Source organism: Nonomuraea maheshkhaliensis (genome assembly GCF_039529435.1).
Lineage (GTDB): Bacteria > Actinomycetota > Actinomycetes > Streptosporangiales > Streptosporangiaceae > Nonomuraea > Nonomuraea maheshkhaliensis.
The window spans coordinates 84,773-107,694 of sequence record NZ_BAAAMU010000024.1; the positions used below are offsets into that span (position 1 = coordinate 84,773).

Genomic DNA, 22,922 nt, shown 5'->3' on the forward strand with positions numbered 1-22,922 from the left:
GCGGAGAGCGTGCTCGGCGCGGTGCTGCGCCGGCCCGCCCGCCTCGACGAGGCCGCCGCCCACCTGACCCGCGCCGTCGATCACCTCACCGAGCTGGGCGACCGGCACCGGCAGGCCGACACTCTGCTCGACCTGGCCGCGGTACGCCTGGCGCAGGGCGCCAAGCCCGAGGCCAGGGCCGCCGCCGAGCGGGCCCGCGGCATCGCCGTCCGCCTCGGTGACCGCCTGCTCGACGCCCATGCCCTGCTGGGGCTCGCCCGGGTGAACCGGGCGGAGGGCGCGACGGAACGGGCGCGGGAGCTGGCGAGCACGGCGCTGGAGGTCTTCGAGCGAGCCGGCGACCGCCAGGCCGCCGGCAACGCCCGCGCCCTGCTCGCGCAGGTGGCCCGCTAGACGACCGGCGCCCAGGGGACGCCACGCGGGTGAGCCCGCTAGACGGCCAGCAGCCGGCGGACGTCCTCCTTGTGCAGGTCCCCTGCCGCCCCCGTGCGCACGACGTGGCCGCCGTCGAGGATGACGAACGTGTCCGCCAGCCGCAGCGCGATGTCCAGGTACTGCTCCACCAGCAGCACGGCCAGCCCCGAGGCGTGCAGCCGCTCGATGGCCGCCTCGATCTCGACGATGATCGACGGCTGGATGCCCTCGGTCGGCTCGTCGAGGATGAGCATCCTGGGCCTGGTCACCAGGGCGCGGGCCATGGCGAGCTGCTGCTGCTGGCCGCCCGACAGGTGCCCGGCGCTCCGCTTGAGCAGGGGCTTGAGCGCGGGGAAGACGTCGAGGGCCTCGTCCACGGCGCTCCTGGGCTGCTTGGCGGCCTCGACGGTGACGAGCAGGTTGCCCAGCACCGAGAGCTGGGGGAAGCACTGGTGGCCCTGCGGCACGTACCCCATGCCCAGCCGCACCCGCTCGTGCGGCTTGAGCCTGGTGACGTCGCGGCCGTCGAACGTCACCGTGCCCGCCGTCGCGGGCAGCACCCCCATGACGGTGTTGAGCAGCGTGGTCTTGCCGACCCCGTTGCGTCCCATGACGCACACGAGCTGGCCGGGGCCGACCTCCAGCGACACCCCGAACAGCACGCGCGCCCTTCCGTACCCCGACTCAAGGCCGGTTACCGACAGCATCGCTGGCCCTCCTCCCCAGATAGACCTCCTGCACCCGGGGGTCGGCGCTGACCTGGTCGACCGACCCCTCGACGAGCACCTTGCCCTCGTGCAGCACGGTCACCACCGAGGCGTGCCGGCGCAGGAACTCCATGTCGTGCTCCACCACGATCACCGTGTGGTCGTCGGCGATCTCGGTGAGCAGCTCGCCCGTACGCTCGCGTTCGTCCTTGGACATGCCGGCCACCGGCTCGTCCAGGAGCAGCAGTTTCGGCCGCTGCGCCAGCAGCATGCCGATCTCCAGCCACTGGCGCTGGCCGTGCGAGAGAACGCCCGCTGAACGCTCGGCGAGCTCTTCGAGACCCGTCCTGACCAGGGCCTCCTCGACCGCTTCCGACACGCCGTCGCGCCGCCGGGTCAGCGACCACAGGGGCTTGCGGAAGGTGGCGGCCAGGTCGAGGTTCTCGACCACGGTGAGCGCCTCGAACACCACCGAGGTCTGGAACGTGCGCCCGACGCCCATCCGGACGATCTGGTGCTCCTTCCTGCCGACCAGGTCCGCGCCGCCGAACCGCACGCTGCCCGCCGCCGGCCTGGTCAGGCCCGTGATCACGTCGATGAGCGTGGTCTTGCCGGCCCCGTTGGGCCCGATGAGGAAGCGCAGCTCGCCCTCGGGCACGGTCAGGTCGACGCCGTCGAGCGCGCGGAAGCCGTCGAAGATCACCTGGACGTCACGTAGCTCTAGCATGGCGCAGCCTCCCGGCGATGCTTCGGCTGATTCCGGCGATGCCCTTGGGCGCGAGCGTCATCACCAGGATGAACAGGGCTCCTTGCAGGTAGAGCCAGCCGTCGGCGAACTGCTCGCTGAACGCCGTCTTGGCGTACCCCATGACGACCGCGCCGAGCACGGCGCCGGCCAGCGCGTGCCGGCCGCCCACGGCCACCGCGACGACCAGTTCCAGCGAGGGCACGACGCCGAGCAGCGCGGGCGAGATGATGCCGACGACCGGGACGAACAGCGCGCCCGCCAGCCCGGCCATGCCCGCCGAGACGGCGAAGGTGACGGTCTTGACCAGGGCCGGGTCGTAGCCGAGGAAGCGCACCCGGTCCTCGCCGTCCCTGACCGCGACGAGCAGGCGGCCGTAGCGGCTGTTCACGAGCTGGCGGGTGGCCAGGTAGAGCACCCCGAGCACGCTCGCCACGACCAGGTAGAGGCCGCGCTGGGTGGAGTCCTCGGCCAGGTCCTGGCCGAACAGCTCGAAGAAGTTCGTCATCCCGTTGGTGCCGCCGGTCAGTCCCTGCTGCCCGACCAGCAGGATGACCATGGCGGCGGCCAGCGCCTGGGTGAGGATCGCGAAGTACGCCCCCCGTACCCGCTGCCGGAAGACGAGCGTGCCCAGGATCAGCGCGATGGCCACCGGCCCGAGCACGGCCATGCCGAGCGCGAAGACCGGGTTCGCGAACGGCACCCACAGGGCGGGCAGCGTCTCCACGCCGCTCCACACCATGAAGTCGGGCAATCCGCCCGCTCCGGCCTCGGTGAGCTTCAGGTACATGGCCATGGAGTAGCCGCCGAGCCCGAAGAAGACGCCCTGGCCGAGCGTGAGCATGCCGCCCTTGCCCCAGGCCAGCCCGATCCCGAGCGCGACGATCGCGTAGCAGAGGTATTTCGCGAGCAGCCCCAGCCGGAACGGCTCCAGCAGCAGCGGCGCGGCCACCAGCGCGATCACGGCCACGGTCGCGAAGGGCAGATGACGTCTGATCATGTGAACACCCCCTGACGCCCGATCACGTGAGCATCCTCTGACGCCCGATCATGTGAGTGCCCTCGACCTGAGCACGAACATGCCCTGTGGCCTGATCTGCAGGAACGCGATGATGACCGCGAACACGATCACCTTGGCCAGCGAGGCGTCCGACCAGAACTCGGCGTAGGAGTTGAGCAGCCCGAGCCCGAGCGCCGCGAGCACGGCCCCGCGCAGCTGCCCGAGCCCGCCGGCCACGACGACGAGGAAGGCGTCCACGATGTAGTAGTCGCCGAGCGCGGGCCCGACCGGGCCGATGAGCGTCACCGCCACGCCCGCGACGCCGGCCAGCCCCGATCCGATGAAGAAGGTCAGCATGTCGACCCGTCCGGTGTCGATCCCGCTCGTGGCGGCCAGTTGCCGGTTCTGCACCACCGCCTGGGTCCTGCGGCCGAGCCCGGTGCGGGTGAGGTAGAACCAGACCCCCACCACGCCGGCCACCGCGAGCCCCATGATGAACAGCCGGTTGTAGGGCAGGATGCCCACGCCTCCCGACAGCCAGGAGGGCGCGGTCACCTGCACGTTGGGCGCGCCGAACAGGTCGCGGGCGAGCTGCTGCAGCACCAGGCTGACGCCCCAGGTGAGCAGCAGCGTGTCCAGCGGCCGGCCGTACAGGTGCCTGATCGCCAGCCGCTCCAGGACCAGCCCCATGGCGCCGGCGACCACGAAGGCCGCCGGCAGTGCCAGGACGAAGTCCTGCAGCAGGTACGCGGTGTAGGCCCCGGCCATGATGAACGACCCGTGCGCCATGTTGATCACGCCCATCTGCCCGAACGTGAACGTCAGGCCGAGCGCGATGAGCAGCAGCACCGCCCCGATCGAGAGCCCGATCGGCAGCTGGTTGACGAACGCCGTCATCGTCACCCCGCTGAAAGGCTCGCGGCCCAGGGATAGCCCTTCAGGTACGGGTCCGGCTTGATCGGCTTGCCGGAGTCCCACACCTGCTTGATCAGGCCGTCGGGCTGGATGATGCCGATGCGGGCGGTCTTGTACATGTGCTGGTTCTCGCCGTCGATGGTGACCAGCCCTTCAGGACGTTCGAGCGCGATGCCCGGGGCGGCCTTCTTGACCGCCTCCACCTCGGTCGTGCCGGCCTTCTTGACCGCCTCGGCCCACAGGTAGACGGCGTTGTAGCCGGCCTCCATGGGGTCGCTGGTGACCTTGCCAGCGCCGTACCTGGCCTTGTACGCCTTGACGAACGCCTCGTTGGCCGGGGTCTCGGTGGTCTGGTAGTAGTTCCAGGCGACCGGCTGGCCGACGATGTTGTCCACGCCGATGCCGGTGACCTCCTCCTCGGCGATGCTCACCGACAGCACCGGCATGCTCTCCGCCGTGGCTCCCGCGCTCTTGAGCTGCTTGAAGAAGGCCACGTTCGAGTCGCCGTTCAAGGTGTTGAAGACCGCGTCCGGCTTGGCGCCCGTGACCTTGTTGACCAGGGTGGAGTACTCGGTGTGGCCGAGCGGGGTGTACTCCTCGCCGAGGATCTCCATCCCGTTCGCGGCCGCGTACGCCTTGATGATCTTGTTCGCGGTGCGCGGGAAGACGTAGTCGCTGCCGACCAGGAACAGCTTCTTCTTGCCCTGCTCCTTGAGGTAGTCGAGGCCGGGGATGATCTGCTGGTTGGTGGTGGCGCCGGTGTAGAAGATGTACGGCGAGCTCTCCAGCCCCTCGTACTGCACCGGATACCACAGCAGCGCCTTGTAGCGTTCGAAGACCGGCAGCATCGCCTTCCTGCTGGCCGAGGTCCAGCCGCCGAAGACGGTCGCGACCTTGTCCTGCCTGATCAGTTTGGTGGCCTTCTCGGCGAACGTGGGCCAGTCGGAGGCGCCGTCCTCCACGACCGGGACGAGCTTCTTGCCCAGGACGCCGCCGGCCTTGTTGATCTCCTCGATGGCGAGCAGTTCGGCGTCGCGCACGGTGACCTCGCTGATCGCCATGGTGCCGCTGAGCGAGTGCAGGAGTCCGACCTTGATCTCGCTGGACTGGGCGGCGGGTTCGGCGTCGGACCCGCAGGCCGCGAGGGTTAAGAGGAGGATCGCGGAGACAATCGGGCGGGAGATGCGCACAGCCGTTCCTTCCTGCCGACCGGTTCTGCGAGAAAGGTGACTCGGCGACATTTCGCCAGAAGATCCCGATTGTTAATTGGCGATTGCCAAGCGTTCACAATCGCACAAAAACCGTCATGCCCTGCTTCGCCGCAGGGCGAAACCAACACGACATGCTCCGGCAACGCCGTGGAAACGGCCGGTTTCTATGGTCCGGCCATGCGGCTAACCCCACACGAGCAGGAACGGCTGCTCATCCACGTCGCCGCCGGGGTCGCGCGCGAGCGCCAGGCCCGGGGCCTGCGGCTCAACCACCCCGAGGCTACCGCCGTCATCGCCTCCTTCCTCATGGAAGGGGCCAGAGACGGGCGCAGTGTGGCCGACCTGATGGAGGCCGGGCGGTCGGTGCTCGGCCGGGCCGACGTCATGGAGGGCGTACCGGAGATGCTCGACAGCGTGCAGATCGAGGCCACCTTCCCCGACGGCACGAAGCTGGTCACCGTGCACAGGCCGATCCCGTGATCCCGGGCGAATACGTGCATCCCGAGGGCGTGATCGTGCTCAACCCGGGGCGCGAGCGGGTGAGCCTGCGGGTGGTCAACACGGCCGACCGGCCGGTGCAGGTGGGCTCCCACTACCACTTCGCCGCGGCCAACCCGGGGCTGGAGTTCGACAGGAAGGCGGCGTGGGGGATGCGGCTCGACGTGCCGGCGGGGACGGCGATGAGGTTCGAGCCCGGCGTCGAACGGGACGTGACGCTGGTGCCGCTGGCGGGGAACCGGGTGGTGCCGGGGCTGCGCCCGGAATGGGCGGGGCCGCTCGATGACTGACCAGCCGACCGCACACGGGCCCACCGCCGATGGGCCGGCCACGCACGGGCCGGCTACCCAGGGGACCGCCATCACGCGCGCCCGTTACGCCGCGCTCTACGGCCCCACGACCGGCGACCGGATCCGACTGGCCGACACCGACCTGTTCGTCGAGGTCACCGAGGACCGGTCCGCGGGCCCCGCCGGGCACGGCGACGAGGCCGTCTTCGGCGGCGGCAAGGTCATCCGCGAGTCCATGGGCCAGGCCAGGACCACCCGCGCCGAGGGCGCGGCCGACCTGATCATCACCGGCGCGGTGATCCTCGACCACTGGGGTGTGATCAAGGCCGACGTCGGCATCCGCGACGGCCGGATCATGGGCATCGGCAAGGCCGGCAATCCCGACACGATGGACGGCGTCGATCTGGTCATCGGGCCGTCCACGGAGGTGCTGGCCGGCAACGGCAAGATCCTCACCGCCGGGGCCGTCGACTCGCACGTCCACCTCATCTGCCCGCAACTGCTCGACGAGGCCATCGGCTCCGGCGTCACCACGATCGTCGGCGGTGGCACCGGGCCCGTCGAGGGCACCAAGGCCACCACCGTCACCGGCACCTGGTACCTCGCCCACATGCTGGAGTCGCTCGACGGCTACCCGCTGAACTTCGCTCTGCTCGGCAAGGGCAACACCGTCAGCGAGGAGGGCCTGCACGAGCAGTTGCGGGCCGGCGCCTCCGGTTTCAAGCTGCACGAAGACTGGGGCACCACGCCGGCCGCCATCGACGCCTGCCTGAGCGTCGCCGAGGCCGCCGGCGTGCAGGTCACGATCCACACCGACACGCTGAACGAGGCCGGCTTCGTCGAGTCGACGCTCGCGGCCATCGGCGACCGGACGATTCACGCGTACCACACCGAAGGAGCGGGCGGCGGGCACGCGCCCGACATCATCCGCGTCGCGGCCTATCCCAACGTGCTGCCGTCGTCCACCAACCCCACCAGGCCCCACACCGTCAACACGCTCGACGAGCACCTCGACATGCTGATGGTCTGCCACCACCTCAACCCGTCGATCCCCGAGGACCTGGCCTTCGCCGAGTCGCGCATCCGGCCGACGACGATGGCCGCCGAGGACATCCTGCACGACCTCGGGGCGATCTCCATGATCGGCTCGGACTCGCAGGCCATGGGCAGGATCGGCGAGACGATCATCCGTACGTGGCAGACGGCGCACACCATGAAGGCGCGGCGGGGCTCGCTGGGTGGGCCCGCCGACAACCTGCGCGCCCGCCGCTATATCGCGAAATATACGATCTGCCCGGCCATCGCCCACGGCCTGGAGGCCGACGTCGGCTCCGTCGAGCCCGGCAAGCTCGCCGACCTGGTCCTCTGGGACCCGGCCTTCTTCGGGGTCAAGCCCGACCTGGTGCTCAAGGGCGGCGTGGTCGCTTGGGCGCAGATGGGCGACGCCAACGCCTCGATCCCGACGCCGCAGCCGGTGCTCCCCCGCCCCATGTTCGGCGCCGCGCCGGTCACCGCCGCGGCCACCTCGCTGCACTTCGTCTCGCCCGCCGCCGTGGAGTCGGGGCTGGCCGACCGGCTCGCGGTGCGCCGCCGCCTCGCGCCGGTGGCGGACGTACGGGGGCGCGGCAAGTCCGCGATGCCGCTCAACGACGCGCTGCCGCGCATCGAGGTGGCCCCCGACACGTTCGAGGTCCGCATCGACGGCGACCTCGTCGAACCCGCGCCCGCCACCGCCCTGCCCATGGCCCAGCGTTATTTCCTCTTCTGATGCGGCCCGCCCTGCTCCTCCTCACCGACTCCCGGCTCCCGGCCGGGGGTCATGCCCACTCCGGCGGCGCCGAACGCGCCGTCGCGTCGGGGGCGGTGCACGACGTGCCCTCACTGGCGCACTTCCTGCGCGGACGGCTGCGCACGGCCGGCACGGTCGCCGCCGCCCTCACCGCCGCCTCCTGCGCGCACGCGTCCTGTATCGGGGATGCCGGCGCGGTTTCGTGGGAGACGCTGGACGTTTCGTGGGAGGCGCTGGACGCCGAGGTGGATGCCAGGACCGCTTCCCCGGCGCAGCGGGAGGCCTCGCGCACTCAGGGCCGGCTGCTGCTGCGGGTGGCCCGCCGGATCTGGCCGTCCCCCGTGCTGGACGAGCTCGCCCGGGCGATTCCGAGCCCGCATCACCCGCTCGCCCTCGGCGCGGCGGCACACGCGGCCGGGGTCACGCCCGAGGAGGCGGCGCTGGCGGCGGCCTACCACGCGGTCACCGGGCCGGCCACGGCGGCGGTCCGGCTGCTGGGCCTCGACCCGGTGGCCGTGCACGCCGTACTGGCGGGCCTTGATTCCGACCTGACCGCCGTCGCCACCCGGGCCTGCCTGCCGTCCGGCTTCACCTCCGACGCCGGCCCGGCGTCCGGCCGCACCACCGACGCGACCCAAACCGGTCCTGCGTCCGGCCGCACCACCGACGGGAGCAGAGCCGACCGCGCGTCCGGCGCCGGACCTTCCACGATCGCCGATCCCTTCGCGGCCCTGGCGGCGCTGGAGGCGCTTCCCGCCTGTTCGGCGCCCGCCCTCGATCTCCTCGCCGAACAGCACGCCCGAGCCGAGGTACGGCTGTTCATCTCCTGAGACGAAAGGACCCCTTCATGGGAGCCAATCACGACGACCACCACCACGCCCCCGACGGCCGCGGCCGCGCGCTGCGCCTGGGCATCGGCGGACCGGTCGGCAGCGGCAAGACGGCCCTGGTGGCGGCCCTCTGCCGGACCCTCGGCCCGTCGCTGTCCCTGGGCGTGGTGACCAACGACATCTACACCACGGAGGACGCCGACTTCCTGCGCCGCGCGGGCGTGCTCGACCAGGAGCGCATCCTCGCCGTAGAGACCGGCTGCTGCCCCCACACCGCCATCCGCGACGACATCGCCGCGAACCTCGACGCCGTGGAGACCCTGGAACACCACTTCGGCCCGCTCGACCTGGTGATCGTCGAGAGCGGCGGCGACAACCTGACGGCCACGTTCAGCCGCGGGCTGGCCGACCGGCAGATCTTCGTGCTGGACGTGTCGGGCGGCGACAAGGTCCCGCGCAAGGGCGGCCCCGGCGTCACGAGCGCGGACCTGCTGGTGATCAACAAGACCGACCTGGCCCCGATGGTGGGCGCCGACCTCGACGTGATGGCCCGCGACGCGGCCGCGGTGCGCGGCGACCGGCCGGTGCACTTCACCTCGATCCGCCAGGAACCCACCGCCGCCGAGGTCGCCGCCTGGGTCTCCGAGCAGGTACGCGACTGGTCCCACACCCACGCGGCCCCCGTCTCGTAATGCCACCACCACCGGCGAGCACCCGGCGGGTGATGCGGGCGAGTGCCGCCGTGGCCACCTCGCGGGCCGGTGACGGCCGTACCGTGGTGAGCCGTCTGGCCTCGGCGCCGCCGCTGACGCTGCGCCAGACGGGGCCGCACACCGTCCACCTCGTCTCCACCGCCGCGGGCCCGCTCGGCGGCGACCTGCTCGCGCTCGACCTGTACGTCGCCCCCGGCACCACCCTGGAGCTGGGCTCGGTCGCCGCCACTCTGGTCCTGCCCGGCCCGGGTGAGTCCGAGCTGCTGGTCACCGCCCACGTGGGCGCGGGCGGGACGCTCCGCTTCGCCCCGGAGCCGACCGTGCTCGCCGCCGGCTGCGCGCACCGCCTCCTGGTCCGGCTCACGCTGGAGGACGGCGCGAGCGCGTTCTGGCGGGAGGAGATCGTCTTCGGCCGCCACGGCGAGCGGTCCGGCCGCTGCCGCTCCCGTTTCGACGTCACCCGTGACGGCCTGCCGCTGCTCAGGCAGGAGTTCACGGCCGGCGACCCGGACCTCGACTCCTCCCCCGCCGTCTACGGCCCCGCGCGCTGCGTCGGCACCACCTTCCTGACCGCCCGCGCCAAAGAGCCGGCCGTGGCCGAAGGCGTCGCGGTGCTGCCGCTGGCCGGTCCCGGCACGCTGGTGTCCGCACTCGCCAAGGACGCCGTACAACTGCGATCTCGGCTGGAGTGGGGCGAGCGCACGGCTGTGGCGGATGAGCCGGCCACCGGCGCCACGCCGTGGTGACGACTCCGTTGCGTACGGTGGAGAGCGGCGCGCCTCCCGGCTTACAGTGATCGTATGGCTGTCGCACCCGCCCACCCGAAGCTGCGCCGTGGCTATCCGCTGGCCGTGATCGCCGCCGGAGCCCTCCTCGTGTTCTGCGCGGTCCTGCCCTGGGCCGGGCTGCAGGCGACGAGCGGCCTGATCGGCGCCGGGGTGGCCAGTGACATGCGCGGCGTCGACGACGCGTTCGGCGTCTACACGCTGATCGCCGGGCTGGCGGCGCTGGGCTGCGGCCTGGCCGGCCTGCTGTCACGCCCGAGGCTGGCGGCTCTGGCGATCGTACCCGGCGGGGCGGCCGTGCTGGTGCTGGTGCTGTTCGTGACCGAGGGCAGCGGGCTGCGCGACCGCGTCTCCATCAACTTCGGCGAGCTGCTGTCGATCGAGCCGGTGATCAGGTTCGGATGGTTCGCGGCGCTGGCCTGCGCGCTGGCGATCGTCCTGCTCGCGTTCATGGCCCTGATCGGCCGCCGCTGACACGCCGCCGCCGAAACCGAGCCCAGCCGGAGCCGGACCCGCCCCGAGCCGGGATCAGTCGTAGAAGCCCAGCCGCCGCAGTTGCTTGGGGTCGCGCTGCCAGTCCTTGGCCACGCTGATCCGCAGGTCGAGATAGACCCGGGTGCCCAGCAGGGCCTCGATCTGCTTGCGGGCCCTGGTACCGACGTCGCGCAGCCGCTCCCCCTTGTGCCCGATGACGATCGCCTTCTGCGAGGGCCGTTCGACGAACATGTGGGCGTAGATGTCGAGCAGGTCGTCACGCCCCTCGCGGGTCATCATCTCGTCGACGACCACGGCGATCGAGTGGGGCAGCTCGTCGCGTACGCCCTCCAGCGCCGCCTCCCTGATCAGCTCGCCGACCAGCACCTGCTCCGGCTCGTCGGTGAGCTGGCCGCCCTCGTAGAGGGGCGGCGACTCGGGCAGGTGCTCGATGATCACGTCGCCCAGCACGTCGAGCCGCTCGCCCGACTGCGCCGACACGGGCACGACGGCGGCGAACTCGGCCACTTGCGACACCGCCAGCAACTGCTCGGCGACCTGCTCCTTGCTCGCCAGGTCGCACTTGGTCACCACCGCGATGACCGGGGTCTTCTTCACCGCGGACAGCTTGTCGGCGATGAACCGGTCGCCCTTGCCGATGGGCTCGTTGGCCGGCACGCAGAACCCGATCAGGTCGACCTCGGTCAGCGTGGACAGCACCAGGCTGTCGAGCCGCTCGCCGAGCAGCGTGCGCGGCCGGTGCAGGCCGGGGGTGTCGACGATGATGATCTGGGCGTCGGGCCGGTGCACGATGCCCCTGATGACGCGCCTGGTCGTCTGGGGCTTGGACGAGGTGATCGCCACTTTGGTGCCGACCAGGGCGTTCATCAGCGTGGACTTGCCGACGTTCGGCCTCCCCACGAAGCAGGCGAATCCGGCGCGATGGTTGTCTGGCGAAGTCACATGTGCATTCTGTCCCATCATCGAGCCTGTTCACGCCACCAGGCGAACGCCGTCGGCGCCACCCCGGGCGTCCACGCCGTCGTCTCGTAGCCGGGCAGCTCGCTCTCGGACACCCACCGGTAGTCGTTGATCTCGTCACCGTCGGGGCGCGGCTCGCCCGAGCCGGGGGCCAGCGCGCAGCCGTAGGCGGCGATGACGTAGGCGACCTGGTGGCCGTTGGGGTAGCGGGTGCGGAACTCGGGGCCGCCGTACACGCCGATCAGGCCGCGCACCTCGATCTCGACGCCGAGCTCCTCGCGCAGCTCCCTGACCACGGCCGCCTCAGGCCGCTCGTCCGGATCGACCCCGCCGCCCGGAGCGGCCCAGAGGCCCACGTCACCGTGGCGGGCCAGCAGCAGCCGACCCTCGTCGTCGAACACGAACCCGGACACCGACGGCAGCATGAGCAGATCGTTGCCGATCTTCTTCCGCAGGCTCGCCAGAAAGGGCGACATCGGCACGTCAGCCTCGCAGGGTGCCGTCGGGACCGGCCACGAGCAGCTTGCCGACGCCCAGCTCGGCGGCCACCGCCTCGTCGTCGGGGCTCGGCGTGCCCTCGCTGACCAGCGCCGCCGCCTCCAGGGACCGCGCGCCGCTGGAGATCGCCATGGCCGCCGCCACCTGCACCGCCGACAGCTTGAGCGCGGTCAGGGAGACGTCGGTCGCCGCGTAGGTGCGGCCGGTCTCGTCGCGGACGGCCGCCCCCTCGGCGGAGCCGTTGCGCGCCCTGGCGGCACGGGCCAGCGTGATGATCTTGCTGTCTTCAGGGTTCACTGGTCCAGATTAGGCGCTGACCAAGGAGATCGCCGCCTCGACCACCTTGCGGGTACGCGCCGCGTCCACGTCGTTCATCCCGGTGTGCACCACGGACACGAGCGTGTCGCCGACCCGGGACACGACGACGTCCATCGCGTACGGGTAGCCGTTCAGCCGCCCGTGCAGCCGCGCCCCCACGGCCTCGTCACCCGCGTCGCGCACGGGAAGCGTCCGCACGCTCAGGTCGGTGCCGCTGGAGGTGTGCACGGAACGGCAGGAGTCGATGGCCTTGGCCAGCTTGTCGAGGTGCCCGCGCGCCTCCTCGTTCGCGTACCTGGCCAGGGCCACCCCGGCCTGCTCGCCCAGCCCGTCGCCGTCGTAGCTGACCGCCGCCTGGGCCTTCAGCGCCTGCGCCGGCGCGTGTCCGCCGGCCGGCTCCAGCACGGCCCTGCAGTTCCTGTCCGCCTGCCCGAACGGCATCCGCCAAGCCTGCTCGGGTCGCGGCGTGAAGCCGTCGGGCAGCGGTGGCTTCTTGGTGAGCACCTCGCGCAGCTGTGCCATGGCCCGGGCGTCGAGGAAGCTCTCGGCTCCCCCGCCGCCGCATCCCGCCAGGACTCCGGCCAGCAGTGCGCAGGCGATGACCCCCGGTACGCGTTTCATGATCCCTCCTGCTTCGCAGCCTCCCCCACCTGCGAAGACGGCAATCCACCGGAGTGGCCACCGAAGCGCAAAAAGGGTGCCCTCATCCGATTTCCGGATGAGAACACCCTTTACGCCGAGCAACGTCGCGGCCGGTCCCCCGGCCAGGACGTTGTCGTCCCCCCGGGAAGTGTCCTTCGGCCGCGAACCCCACCCGGCCTTAGGACCCTTCCCCTTTGACACCCACCGCACTGGATGTCGTGAAATGAGAATGGCGGACGCGGCTTGCAGAAGACTTGTAGAACGCTTGCCGCACCACCCTGAGGCGACGCGGGCCTGGTCATTCGCGTTCGGCGGCGGCCGGGACCGCCTCGTCCTCGGGCGGCGTGATCCGCCGCGCCACCACCGTGCTGATCCGGTTGCGCCGCCCGGCCAGGCTCTCGGCCGTGAGCGACAGCCCGCCCACCTCCGCGTGCGACCCGGCGATCGGGACCCGGCCGAGCGCGTGGGCCAGCAGCCCGCCCACGGTCTCCACGTCGTCCACCTCGATCTCGGTGTCGAACAGCTCGGCCAGCTCGTCCACCGGCATGCGGGCCGTCACGCGCAGCGCGCCGTCCGGCATGGACTCCACGCGCGGGGCCTCCTGGTCGTACTCGTCGGTGATCTCCCCGACGATCTCCTCCAGGACGTCCTCGATCGTGACCAGGCCGGCGGTGCCGCCGTATTCGTCGATGACGATGGCGATGTGGATCTGCCGTGCCTGCATCTCGCGCATGAGCTGGTCGATGGGCTTGCTCTCGGGCACGTACGCGGCCGGACGCATGATCGACTCGACCGGCTCCTTGCCCCCGCTGTCACCCGACTCGTGGATCTTGCGGGCGATGTCCTTGAGGTAGGCGATGCCGATGACGTCGTCCTCGTTCTCGCCCACGACCGGGATGCGGGAGAAGCCGCTGCGCAGCGCGAGCGACAGCGCCTGGCTGATCGTCTTGCCCCGCTCGATGTAGACCATGTCGGTGCGCGGCACCATGACCTCGCGCACCAGCGTGTCACCCAGCTCGAAGACCGAGTGGATCATCTCGCGCTCGTCGGGCTCGATCACCCGGCGCTCCTCGGCCAGGTCGACCAGGTCGCGCAGCTCGGCCTCCGAGGTGAACGGGCCGTCGCGGAAGCCCTTGCCGGGGGTGAGCGCGTTGCCGAGCAGGATGAGCAGCTTGGGCAGGGGGCCGAAGATGCGGGTCAGGCCGTACACGATGGGGGCGCTGGCCAGCGCGACCGGCTCGGCGTGCTGGCGCCCCAGCGTGCGCGGCATGACGCCGACCACGACGTAGCTGATCACGATCATCACGACCGCGGCCCAGAAGTAGGCCCAGCCCTGGTCGTCGAGGAGGTCGATGAAGAGCAGCGTCGCGATCACGGTCGCGACCAGCTCACAGCTCAGCCGCAGCAGCAGGAGCAGATTGAGGTAGCGCGGCGGGTCGGTGACGATCGCCTGCAACCGCGCGGCGCCGCGTCTGTCTTCACGCGCGTATTCCTCGGCACGCACCCTGGAGATGCGCGTCAGCGCCGTTTCCGCGCTGGCGATCAGGCCACCGATGATCACAAGTGCGATGACCGACAGCAACCAGGCGTTCACCGCGGGTTGCGCACCTCCTGCCACGACTCGAGGAGCCGGGACTGCAGTCCGAACATCTCCTTGTGCTCCTCCGGCTCGGCGTGGTCGTAGCCGAGCAGATGGAGGATGCCGTGGGTGCACAGCAGCTCCAGCTCGTCGGCCGCGCTGTGACCTGCGTCCTCCGCCTGCCTGGCCGCGACCTGCGGGCAGAGCACGACGTCACCGAGCAGGGCCGGATCGGCGGGACCGTCGCCCTCGCCGCGCGCGCCGCCCCCTGGACGCAGCTCGTCCATCGGGAACGCCAGCACGTCGGTCGGGCCGGGCTCGCCCATCCACTTCTCGTGCAGCTCGGCCATGGCGTCCTCGTCGACGACCACGATGGACAGCTCGGCGAGCGGGTTGATGCCCATCTCGGCGAGCACGTGAGCGGCCAGGGCGGCGATGCTCTCCTCGTCGACCCCTACCCCGGACTCGTTGTTGATCTCGATGCTCATGGCCGTCGCTTCCCCCGCTGCTGGATCGCCTTCGGCTCCTGGGCGGCCTGCGTGGCATCGTAGCGCCCGTAGGCGTCGACGATCTCGCTGACCAGCTTGTGCCGGACCACATCGGCGCTGCTCAGGCGGGCGAAGTGGATGTCGGGGATGCCCTCCAGGATCTCCTGCACCACCCGCAGGCCGCTGACCGTGCCCGAGGGCAGGTCGACCTGGGTGACGTCGCCCGTCACCACGATCTTGGAGTTGAATCCCAGCCGGGTGAGGAACATCTTCATCTGCTCGGCCGAGGAGTTTTGCGCCTCGTCGAGGATGATGAAGGCGTCGTTGAGGGTGCGGCCGCGCATGTACGCCAGCGGCGCGACCTCGATCGTGCCCGCGGCCATGAGCTTGGGGATGGAGTCGGGGTCGACCATGTCGTGCAGGGCGTCGTAGAGCGGGCGCAGGTAGGGGTCGATCTTCTCGTAGAGCGTGCCGGGCAGGAAGCCGAGCCGCTCACCGGCCTCGACCGCCGGCCGGGTGAGGATGATGCGGTTGACCCGCTTCTCCTGCAGCGCCCGCACGGCCTTGGCCATCGCGAGATAGGTCTTGCCGGTGCCGGCCGGGCCGATGCCGAACACGACCGTGTGGTTGTCGATCGCGTCGACGTAGCGCTTCTGGTTGACGGTCTTGGGGCGGATGGTCCGCCCGCGCGAGGAGAGGATGTCGAGGGAGAGCACCTCGGCTGGACGGTCGGAGGTCATGCGCAGCATGGCGATGCTGCGCTCGACCGCGTCGGGGGTGAGCTCACCGCCGCTGCGCAGGATCTCGACGAGCTCCTCGAAGAGGCGCACGACGGCACCGCTCTCATCGGGGCTGCCGGTGACGGTGATCTCGTTGCCACGCACGTGGATGTCGGCCCTGAAGGCACCCTCGATGACGCGGAGCAGCTCGTCACGGGAGCCCAGGAGGCTGACCATCGGGTATTCGTCCGGAATCAGCACCTTCGCCTGAGTGCGCGAAGGAGGTGCTGTGCGTCGGGATTCGTGTAGTTCGGACATGGGCAGGCCAGCGGCCTGATGCCTCCCGGTCTCTTTCGGTGTGCTTCTCCGCCCATCGTAGCCGGGACCTGGCCGATTGCTCGCGCCAATATCACCACCTGAGGCCGGAGGTGTCCGTTATCCGGGCGGCCAGCCCAGATCGCGCCCGCCCAGGACGTGGGCGTGGACGTGGAAGACGGTCTGCCCGGCGCCCGCCCCGGTGTTGAACACGATGCGATAGCCGCTTCCGGACACCCCGTCCAGCACGGCCACCTCGTGCGCCGACTTCAGCACCTCGTCGGCGAGCCCGTCGTCGGCCGCGGCCAGCGCCGCGGCGTCGGCGTGGTGCTCCTTCGGGATGACGAGCACGTGCGTGGGAGCCTGCGGATTCACGTCGCGGAAGGCGAGGGTCCTGCCGGTTTCGTAGACGATCTCAGCGGGAATCTCGTTGGCGACGATTTTGCAGAAGAGGCAATCGCTCACCCGATCACCCTATCGAGCGCTCACCGCCGGCAAGTCCGTTGCGAATCGGTAATCAGCTGTGTCGTGCGTAGGAAGATCAACGAGGTTAGGGTGAGTGTGCGACACTACAGCTAAAAGAAGACGATTCAGGGTCGGGCGAGCGCCACCTGGCGAGGACACGACTGGGTAATGCACCCTAAGGAACCGGGGAAACCTCAAGAACCGGAAGAGCGTAAACCCTCTGGGAAGGCCGCGCGTCCCACTGATGTGACCACCGAAACCCTCCTGGCCGACAGGTCGATGGGGGCGGTGCCGGTCGGGTGGGATGCCGACATGGCCGTGACGGCGCTGTACAGCGCGCACTTCCGGTCATTGGTACGTCTCGCCGTGTTGCTGGTGCGCGACATTGCAACAGCCGAGGAAGTCGTGCAGGATGCGTTCGTCGCCATCCATGGCGCCTGGCGCAGACTGCGTGACCCCGACAAAGCACTCGCCTACCTGCGTCAATCCGTCGTCAACCGGTCCCGGTCCGTGCTGCGTCACCGCGCGGTCGTCGAGAAATACGCCCCCAAGGGCCTGCCTGACGCCCCGAGCGCCGAGAACGGCGCGATCGGCGAGCTGGAACGCTCCGCCGTCATCGAGGCGTTACGAGCCCTGCCGACCCGACAGAGAGAAGCACTGGTTCTACGCTACTACGGTGATCTGTCCGAAGCTGAGATCGCCCACGCCATGGGGATCAGCAAGGGCGCGGTCAAGAGCCACACGGCACGTGGTATGGCCGCGTTGCGATCGGTCCTGGAGAAGATGTCATGAGCCAGCCCCCCGACGAGTACGGCGACCTCCTGCGTCGTGCGCTCCGCGCGGAGGCGGACGCGGTCGTACCCTCGCCGGAAGGACTGGAGATCATCCGTGGCCGCATCGAGCGGCGTGGAGTGCGCAATCTGTTCTGGTGGCGAGCGGGCGCGGCCGCCGCCAGCGCCCTGCTGGTGGCGGGAACGATCGTGATGGCCGTTCCCTCGTTGCGCTCCCAGATCATCGACCAGATTCCGGCCGCCCCCATCGACAACGAGACGACCTCCGAGGCTCCTTCCAACTCCTCCACCACCCGTTCCGTGCAGCCTCCGCCGCCGGAGCGGACCAGCGACCCGCCCGCGGTCGTGATCCCCGAGACCCCCAAGCCGCCGACCCCGCGCACCAGCCGTAAGGCCGGCTCGACCAGCAGGCCGTCCCCGTCGGCCAGCCCGACGCCCACCGACTGCCCCTCGACCCTGACCGAGCAGGCCGAGCCTCCCGCCGACTGTCCTACGCTGTCACCGACGCCCACTCCGACGCCGACGTCGGAGGAGACGAGCGCGCCGCCCACGGCCTGCCCGCCCGAGGAGTGCCCGCCGTCAGACGACGCGATGGAGACACCCGCGGAACTGGGCAGCCCGCTGCAGGACACCTCCGACGCCACGGTGCCCTGACCCGGCTGAGCCGGCCGGACCACCCGCACATCGTCACGACCGCAGCGTCGCGGTCACACCCCCATGCCCCGCCCGCAGCGTCGCGGGCACGCTCGCACGGCCTGCGCGATTCCTCTCACGGCCTGCGCGGTTCGCGCGGCCTCACCAGCGTCCGGTACGGCTCAGCAGCACGGCCGCCGCCGCGACCCCCGCCGTGGACGTACGCAGCACCGTCGGCCCCAGCAGCACCGGCGCCGCCCCGGCCGCCCCGAACCGGGCGAGCTCGTCCTCCGAGACGCCGCCCTCAGGCCCCACGACCATCACGATGTCGCCGCTCGCGGGCAGCGAGACCTTCGACAGCGGCTCAGCCGCCTCCTCGTGCAGCACCAGGCCCAGGTCCGCCCCGGTGAGCAGCCGTTCGACCTGGGCCGTGGTGGCGAGGTCGGTCACCTCGGGCAGGTGGAAGCGGCGGGCCTGCTTGCCCGCCTCACGAGCCGTGGCACGCCACCGGCCGAGCGCCTTGGCGACCTTGTCACCCTTCCACTGGGTGATGCTGCGCGCGGCCGACCACGGGACGATCACGTCGACCCCGGCCTCGGTCATCATCTCGACCGCCAGCTCGCCCCTGTCACCCTTGGGCAGCCCCTGGACGACGACGAGCCGGGGCCCTGGCGCCTCGACCCGGTAGCGGCGCAGCACGTCGAGCCTGAGCGCGTCCTTCAGCGTCTCGCGTACGACGCACTCGGCCACCGTGCCGGCGCCGTCGGTCAGATCGACCCGCTCACCGGCGCGCAGCCGTCGTACGGAGGCGGCGTGCCGCCCCTCGGGCCCATCCAGCGTCAGCTCGGGGCCGTCGAGCGCCTCAGCCAGGAAGACGGGCGCCGTCACCGGCCGTTGAACGCGTCACGCAGGCGGGAGAAAAAACCCTGCTGACCCGGTGCGAACTTGCCAGGCGGGCGCTCCTCACCCCGCTGCCTGGACAGCTCGCGGAGCAGTTCTTCCTGGGCGGTGTCGAGGCGGGTCGGCGTCTCGACGTTGACGTGGATGAGCAGGTCGCCCCTGCCGGACTCGTTGAGCCGCTGCACGCCGCGGCCGTACATGGTGATGACCTGGCCGGACTGGGTGCCGGGGCGGACGTCGACCTCCTCGGAGCCGTCGAGCGTCTCCACCGCCAGCACGGTGCCCAGCGCGGCGGCCGTCATCGGGATCTGCACGGTGCAGTGGAGGTCGTCGCCGCGCCGTTCGAAGATCTCGTGGGCCCGCTCGACGATCTCCAGGAAGAGGTCTCCCGGCGGGCCGCCGCCTGGACCGACCTCCCCCTCGCCGGCGAGCTGGATGTGGGTGCCGTCCTCGACGCCGGCGGGGATGCGGACCTTGATCGTACGGCGGGTGCGCACCCGGCCGTCGCCTGAGCACTCCTGGCAGGGGTGGCGGATGATCGTCCCGAAACCACCGCACTGGGGGCACGGCCGCGAGGTCATGACCTGGCCCAGGAAGGAGCGGGTGACCTGGGAGATCTCACCGCGCCCGTTGCACATGTCGCAGGTGTCGGGGTGGGTGCCCTGCGCGGCGCCGGCTCCGTGGCACACCTCGCACAGCACGGCCGTGTCGACGGCCAGCTCGCGGGTGGTGCCGAACGCCGTCTCGCGCAGGTCGAGCTCCACCCTGATGGTGGCGTTGCGGCCCCTGCGGGCGCGTGAGCGCGGCCCGCGGGCGCCGGCGGCCGTGCCGAAGAAGGCGTCCATGATGTCGCTGAACGGGAAGCCCGCGCCGAACCCGCCCGCGGCGCCCGCGCCCGCTCCCGCGCCGCCGAAGGGGTCGCCACCCAGGTCGTACATCTGGCGCTTGTTGGGGTCGGAGAGCACCTCGTAGGCCTGCGTGATCTCCTTGAACCGCTCCTGGGTCTCAGGATCGGGGTTCACGTCGGGGTGCAGCTCACGGGCGAGACGGCGGTAGGCCTTCTTGATCTCGTCCTGACTCGCGTCACGGCGCACCCCGAGGGTGGCGTAGTAGTCGCTGTTTGCCACTTATCGACCTCTTATGATGCAGCCAGGATCTGGCTGACGTAGCGTGCCACCGCGCGTACGGCGCCCATCGTCACGGGATAGTCCATCCTGGTCGGCCCGAGTACGCCGAGCCGGGCCAGTTGGTTGTCGCCAGAACCGTATCCGGTCGCGACGATGGATGTCCCCCGCAGGTAGGGGTTTTCCGCGCCGATGCGCACGGTGAGCGCGGACGGGGTGTCTGAGGTTGTCTCGCCGAGCAGCCGCATGAGGACCACCTGCTCCTCCAGCGCCTCCAGCACGTCGCGCAGGCCGGTGGTGAAGTCGGCGCCGGCGAGGTTGGCCGCGCCGGCGAACACGATCTTCTCGTCGTGCCGCTCGACCAGCGTCTCGAGCAGGACCGACAGGACCGTGGCCACCACGGGCCGGTCTTCGAGGGGCAGCCGCTCGGGCAGGTCGGCGACCAGGTCGGGCACGCTGCTCAGGCCGCAGCCGTCGAGGCAGGAGTTGAGCACCGCGCGCAGGTGCGCGATGCGGGCGTCCTCCACCACCTCGGGCAGCTCGACCACGCGCTGCTCGACGCGGCCGGTGTTGGTGATCAGCACGAGCATGACCCGCCGGTCGCTCAGCGGGACCAGCTCGACGTGCCTGACCGTCGAGCGGGTCAGCGTCGGATATTGCACGACCGCGACCTGCCGGGTCAGCTGCGCGAGCAGCCGGACCGTGCGGGTGACCACGTCGTCGAGGTCGACCGCGCCGGCCAGGAACGTCTCGATGGCTCTGCGCTCGGCCCCGGACAGCGGCTTCACCTGCGAGAGCCGGTCGACGAACAGGCGGTAGCCCTTGTCGGTCGGCACGCGGCCCGCGCTGGTGTGCGGCTGGGTGATGTAGCCCTCCTCCTCCAGCGCGGCCATGTCGTTTCTGACCGTCGCGGGGGAGACCTTCAGGTTGTGGCGCTCGGCGAGCGCTTTGGAGCCCACCGGTTCGTTGGTGGACACGTAGTCTTCGACAATGGCTCTGAGCACAGCCAGCTTACGTTCGTCGAGCACGTGCTCACCTCCTGCCTCTGTCTCTGTCAGGAACGCGGTGTCTAGCACTCTGTGTTCCCGAGTGCCAAGTGTACGGCTCTCGCCCACAAGGTGCGATAACAGCGGGTCCCATCCTGCTGCTGGCGTGGTGTGAGCGACAGGCCTCAGACTGGCGAGCATGACCGACGATTCTCAGCCCCCGCCGTACGGCCCCCCGTCTGAGCAGGGGCCTCACCACGGTCAGCCGCAACCTCCTCAATACGGACCGCAACCCGGCTCGCCTTCCGGGCCGCAACCCGGCCCGCCTTCCGGGCCGCAACCCGGCCCTGGCCCCGATCAGCCACCGTACGGACAGCCACCGTACGGGCAACCGCCTTACGGGCCGCCGCCGCAGGGACGGCAGCCCCCGTACGGACAGCCTCCGCCCTACGGGCAGCAGCCGCAGTACGGTGAGCCCACCCAGTTCGGCCCGCCACCCCAGTACGGACAATACGGCCAACAGGCCCAATTTCCACCACGAATCGACTCCAAAGCCATAAAGCCCAGCCTGTGGTGGCTCGCCGCCGCCTGGGGCGTGTTCCTGGTGTGCGTGGTGGCGGGCGTGGCCCTGTTCGGCGGCGGCCTGGTGAGCAGCGTGGCGGACATGGCGCCGACGAAGACGTTCGCGCCCGGCGAGAGCATCACGGTGTCGGTCGATCCGGCCGACAAACCCGCCGTCTACGTCGCCAGCGACGCCCGCATCTCCTACGACTGCGCCATCTCCGGCGGCCCCGGCCAGGCCAGGCTCGCCAAGGTCCCCGGAAACCAGAGCGTCACCTGGGGCGACACCGTCTGGCAGGAGATCCTCGTGATCAACGCGCCGGCCAAGGGCGACTACCGGCTCACCTGCACCAACCAGGAGCAGGCCACCGTCCGCTACGGCGTCGGCCGCGACGTCCTGTCCAGCCTGGGCGGCGTCACCGGCGGGCTGGCGGGGCTGTTCCTGCTGCCCGGCGCGGGCCTGCTGGCCGCCGTCGCCGGCACGGTCGTCGTCCTGGTACGCCGGAGTGGCGCCCGCAAGCGCCTTGCGGTCAGCGGGTGATTTGCTACGGTCCCCGTGTGTACGAGGGCGATGTTCTGGCGGGAAACTGGCGTCGGCCGGGCAAGGGGAAGATCCCCAAGGTGCCCGCCGAGATCGATCTGGTCGTCGAGGACGCCGACAGCGGCTTCTGCGGCGCCGTGGTGGCCTGTGACAAGGAGGCCGTCACGCTCGAAGACCGGTTCGGCAAGCGCCGCCTGTTCCCGCTGGCGCCCGCCGCCTTCCTGCTGGAGGGCAAGCCGGTGACCTTGGTACGCCCCGCCGCCGCCCCCGCCGCGCCCCGGCGCAGCGCCTCGGGCTCCATCGCCGTGGAAGGGCTGCGGGCCAGGGTCGCCAGGCAGAGCCGGATCTACGTGGAGGGCGTCCACGACGCCGCCCTCGTCGAGAAGATCTGGGGTCATGACCTGCGGGTCGAGGGGGTCGTGGTCGAATACCTCGAAGGCGTGGACGACCTGCCCGCCATCGTGGCCGAGTTCGGCCCGGAGCCGGGGCGCCGGCTGGGCGTGCTGGTGGACCACCTGGTGCCCGGCTCCAAGGAGAGCAGGATCGCCGCCGAGATCACCTCGCCGGACGTGCTCGTGGTGGGGCATCCGTACATCGACATCTGGCAGGCGGTCAAACCGTCCGTGCTGCGCATCCCCGCCTGGCCCGACGTGCCGCGCGGGGTGCCGTGGAAGGAGGGCGTGATCGCGGCCCTGGGCTGGCGCGTGGAGCCGGCGCAGGCGTGGCGGCGCATTCTCGGCGCCGTCTCGACGTACACGGACCTGGAGCCGGAACTGCTCGGCCGGGTCGAGGAACTGATCGACTTCGTTACGGAGGCCCCATGAGCCAGGACCCGCCCCAGCCGCCGCCCGATGACGACGCCACCAAGAAGATCTCCCCCGCCGATATCCCACCCCCGGCGTCCGGCCCCCAGCCCGGCTACAGCCAGCAACCCGGCTCCCAGCCCGGGTACGGGCAGCAGCCCGGCTCCCAGCCCGGGTACGGCCAGCCCGGGTACGGCCAGCAGCCCG

Annotated in this window: 29 protein-coding genes; 13 read left to right on the top strand and 16 right to left on the bottom strand. The window is 70.8% G+C overall.

What is annotated here, in order from left to right; translation table 11 throughout:
- Nucleotides 1-393, top strand: a 393-nt coding sequence (locus tag ABFX54_RS18625; protein ID WP_346106386.1) for a tetratricopeptide repeat protein, incomplete at its 5' end; no start/stop codon positions are given.
- A gap of 38 nt (nt 394-431) precedes the next feature.
- Here the strand turns inward: ABFX54_RS18625 and urtE are convergent.
- Genes urtE through urtA form a run of 5 tightly spaced genes read right to left on the bottom strand, consistent with a single transcriptional unit; the run spans nt 432 to nt 4,971 of the window.
- The gene (urtE, locus tag ABFX54_RS18630) at nt 432-1,121 is read right to left on the bottom strand and encodes an urea ABC transporter ATP-binding subunit UrtE (protein WP_346106387.1); all 690 of its coding nucleotides are present in this window, start codon (nt 1,119-1,121) and stop codon (nt 432-434) included.
- Complete coding sequence (gene urtD, locus ABFX54_RS18635) at nt 1,099-1,848, bottom strand: urea ABC transporter ATP-binding protein UrtD (protein WP_346106389.1); 750 nt, start codon at nt 1,846-1,848, stop codon at nt 1,099-1,101. Before urtD ends, urtE begins: the two co-directional genes overlap by 23 nt.
- The gene (gene urtC / locus ABFX54_RS18640; RefSeq protein ID WP_346106391.1) at nt 1,832-2,866 is read right to left on the bottom strand and encodes an urea ABC transporter permease subunit UrtC; all 1,035 of its coding nucleotides are present in this window, start codon (nt 2,864-2,866) and stop codon (nt 1,832-1,834) included. Before urtC ends, urtD begins: the two co-directional genes overlap by 17 nt.
- A 48-nt stretch (nt 2,867-2,914) precedes the next feature.
- Nucleotides 2,915-3,763: an urea ABC transporter permease subunit UrtB gene (gene urtB, locus ABFX54_RS18645; RefSeq protein WP_346106392.1), complete on the bottom strand. Its 849-nt coding sequence runs from the start codon at nt 3,761-3,763 to the stop codon at nt 2,915-2,917.
- A 2-nt stretch (nt 3,764-3,765) separates the two neighbouring features.
- Nucleotides 3,766-4,971, bottom strand: coding sequence for an urea ABC transporter substrate-binding protein (gene urtA / locus ABFX54_RS18650; RefSeq protein ID WP_346106394.1), 1,206 nt, complete (start codon nt 4,969-4,971; stop codon nt 3,766-3,768).
- A 198-nt stretch (nt 4,972-5,169) separates the two neighbouring features.
- On the opposite strand from urtA, the gene ABFX54_RS18655 reads away from it, so the two are divergent.
- From ABFX54_RS18655 to ABFX54_RS18685, 7 genes are read left to right on the top strand one after another with little or no spacing between them, the layout of a single operon-like run.
- Complete coding sequence (locus tag ABFX54_RS18655; RefSeq protein WP_106236048.1) at nt 5,170-5,472, top strand: urease subunit gamma; 303 nt, start codon at nt 5,170-5,172, stop codon at nt 5,470-5,472.
- Nucleotides 5,469-5,780 (top strand): urease subunit beta, encoded by a 312-nt coding sequence (locus ABFX54_RS18660; protein WP_346106396.1) that lies wholly within the window; start codon nt 5,469-5,471, stop codon nt 5,778-5,780. The genes ABFX54_RS18655 and ABFX54_RS18660 overlap by 4 nt, the downstream gene beginning before the upstream one ends.
- A complete protein-coding gene (locus ABFX54_RS18665; protein WP_346106398.1) occupies nt 5,773-7,548 on the top strand; it encodes an urease subunit alpha in 1,776 nt (591 codons plus the stop codon). The genes ABFX54_RS18660 and ABFX54_RS18665 overlap by 8 nt, the downstream gene beginning before the upstream one ends.
- Nucleotides 7,548-8,399, top strand: coding sequence for an urease accessory protein UreF (locus tag ABFX54_RS18670; protein WP_346106400.1), 852 nt, complete (start codon nt 7,548-7,550; stop codon nt 8,397-8,399). Before ABFX54_RS18665 ends, ABFX54_RS18670 begins: the two co-directional genes overlap by 1 nt.
- A 17-nt stretch (nt 8,400-8,416) precedes the next feature.
- A complete protein-coding gene (gene ureG, locus ABFX54_RS18675) occupies nt 8,417-9,091 on the top strand; it encodes an urease accessory protein UreG (RefSeq protein ID WP_346106401.1) in 675 nt (224 codons plus the stop codon).
- On the top strand, nt 9,091-9,858 hold the full coding sequence (locus ABFX54_RS18680) for an urease accessory protein UreD (RefSeq protein WP_346106403.1): 768 nt from the start codon (nt 9,091-9,093) through the stop codon (nt 9,856-9,858). Before ureG ends, ABFX54_RS18680 begins: the two co-directional genes overlap by 1 nt.
- A gap of 54 nt (nt 9,859-9,912) precedes the next feature.
- Nucleotides 9,913-10,371, top strand: coding sequence for a hypothetical protein (locus tag ABFX54_RS18685; RefSeq protein WP_346106405.1), 459 nt, complete (start codon nt 9,913-9,915; stop codon nt 10,369-10,371).
- Between the two features lie 54 nt (nt 10,372-10,425).
- Here ABFX54_RS18685 and era read toward each other — a convergent pair whose 3' ends face one another.
- From era to ABFX54_RS18725, 8 genes are all read right to left on the bottom strand, one after another.
- Nucleotides 10,426-11,334, bottom strand: a complete 909-nt coding sequence (gene era, locus ABFX54_RS18690) for a GTPase Era (RefSeq protein WP_346106407.1) — start codon at nt 11,332-11,334, stop codon at nt 10,426-10,428.
- Nucleotides 11,335-11,351: 17 nt separating this feature from the next.
- Nucleotides 11,352-11,828, bottom strand: a complete 477-nt coding sequence (locus ABFX54_RS18695; RefSeq protein WP_346106409.1) for an NUDIX domain-containing protein — start codon at nt 11,826-11,828, stop codon at nt 11,352-11,354.
- 7 nt (nt 11,829-11,835) lie between these two features.
- Complete coding sequence (locus ABFX54_RS18700; RefSeq protein ID WP_346106410.1) at nt 11,836-12,147, bottom strand: cytidine/deoxycytidylate deaminase family protein; 312 nt, start codon at nt 12,145-12,147, stop codon at nt 11,836-11,838.
- A gap of 9 nt (nt 12,148-12,156) precedes the next feature.
- Complete coding sequence (locus ABFX54_RS18705; protein WP_346106412.1) at nt 12,157-12,789, bottom strand: hypothetical protein; 633 nt, start codon at nt 12,787-12,789, stop codon at nt 12,157-12,159.
- 319 nt (nt 12,790-13,108) lie between these two features.
- Nucleotides 13,109-14,404, bottom strand: a complete 1,296-nt coding sequence (locus ABFX54_RS18710; RefSeq protein WP_346106414.1) for a hemolysin family protein — start codon at nt 14,402-14,404, stop codon at nt 13,109-13,111.
- Entirely contained in the window at nt 14,401-14,877 is a 477-nt protein-coding gene (ybeY, locus tag ABFX54_RS18715; RefSeq protein ID WP_346106415.1) for an rRNA maturation RNase YbeY, read from the bottom strand. The genes ABFX54_RS18710 and ybeY overlap by 4 nt, the downstream gene beginning before the upstream one ends.
- Nucleotides 14,874-15,914: a PhoH family protein gene (locus tag ABFX54_RS18720; protein ID WP_346106417.1), complete on the bottom strand. Its 1,041-nt coding sequence runs from the start codon at nt 15,912-15,914 to the stop codon at nt 14,874-14,876. The genes ybeY and ABFX54_RS18720 overlap by 4 nt, the downstream gene beginning before the upstream one ends.
- A gap of 117 nt (nt 15,915-16,031) precedes the next feature.
- Nucleotides 16,032-16,376, bottom strand: coding sequence for a histidine triad nucleotide-binding protein (locus tag ABFX54_RS18725; protein WP_106235463.1), 345 nt, complete (start codon nt 16,374-16,376; stop codon nt 16,032-16,034).
- Nucleotides 16,377-16,655: 279 nt separating this feature from the next.
- Here ABFX54_RS18725 and ABFX54_RS18730 point away from each other — a divergent pair, with 279 nt between their 5' ends.
- Nucleotides 16,656-17,168: a SigE family RNA polymerase sigma factor gene (locus tag ABFX54_RS18730; RefSeq protein WP_080047132.1), complete on the top strand. Its 513-nt coding sequence runs from the start codon at nt 16,656-16,658 to the stop codon at nt 17,166-17,168.
- Nucleotides 17,165-17,821, top strand: coding sequence for a hypothetical protein (locus ABFX54_RS18735; protein ID WP_346106419.1), 657 nt, complete (start codon nt 17,165-17,167; stop codon nt 17,819-17,821). The genes ABFX54_RS18730 and ABFX54_RS18735 overlap by 4 nt, the downstream gene beginning before the upstream one ends.
- 141 nt (nt 17,822-17,962) lie before the next feature.
- On the opposite strand, the gene ABFX54_RS18740 is transcribed toward ABFX54_RS18735, so the two are convergent.
- From ABFX54_RS18740 to hrcA, 3 genes are read right to left on the bottom strand one after another with little or no spacing between them, the layout of a single operon-like run.
- The gene (locus tag ABFX54_RS18740) at nt 17,963-18,688 is read right to left on the bottom strand and encodes a 16S rRNA (uracil(1498)-N(3))-methyltransferase (protein WP_346106421.1); all 726 of its coding nucleotides are present in this window, start codon (nt 18,686-18,688) and stop codon (nt 17,963-17,965) included.
- Entirely contained in the window at nt 18,685-19,827 is a 1,143-nt protein-coding gene (gene dnaJ, locus ABFX54_RS18745; protein ID WP_346106423.1) for a molecular chaperone DnaJ, read from the bottom strand. Before dnaJ ends, ABFX54_RS18740 begins: the two co-directional genes overlap by 4 nt.
- An 11-nt stretch (nt 19,828-19,838) precedes the next feature.
- On the bottom strand, nt 19,839-20,852 hold the full coding sequence (gene hrcA / locus ABFX54_RS18750; protein ID WP_106235455.1) for a heat-inducible transcriptional repressor HrcA: 1,014 nt from the start codon (nt 20,850-20,852) through the stop codon (nt 19,839-19,841).
- Between the two features lie 553 nt (nt 20,853-21,405).
- On the opposite strand from hrcA, the gene ABFX54_RS18755 reads away from it, so the two are divergent.
- The 3 genes from ABFX54_RS18755 to ABFX54_RS18765 form a co-directional block, all read left to right on the top strand.
- Nucleotides 21,406-21,912 (top strand): hypothetical protein, encoded by a 507-nt coding sequence (locus ABFX54_RS18755; RefSeq protein WP_346106425.1) that lies wholly within the window; start codon nt 21,406-21,408, stop codon nt 21,910-21,912.
- 17 nt (nt 21,913-21,929) lie between these two features.
- Complete coding sequence (locus tag ABFX54_RS18760; RefSeq protein ID WP_346106427.1) at nt 21,930-22,736, top strand: DUF3097 domain-containing protein; 807 nt, start codon at nt 21,930-21,932, stop codon at nt 22,734-22,736.
- Nucleotides 22,733-22,922, top strand: a 190-nt coding sequence (locus ABFX54_RS18765; protein WP_346106429.1) for a hypothetical protein, incomplete at its 3' end; no start/stop codon positions are given. The genes ABFX54_RS18760 and ABFX54_RS18765, both read left to right, overlap by 4 nt.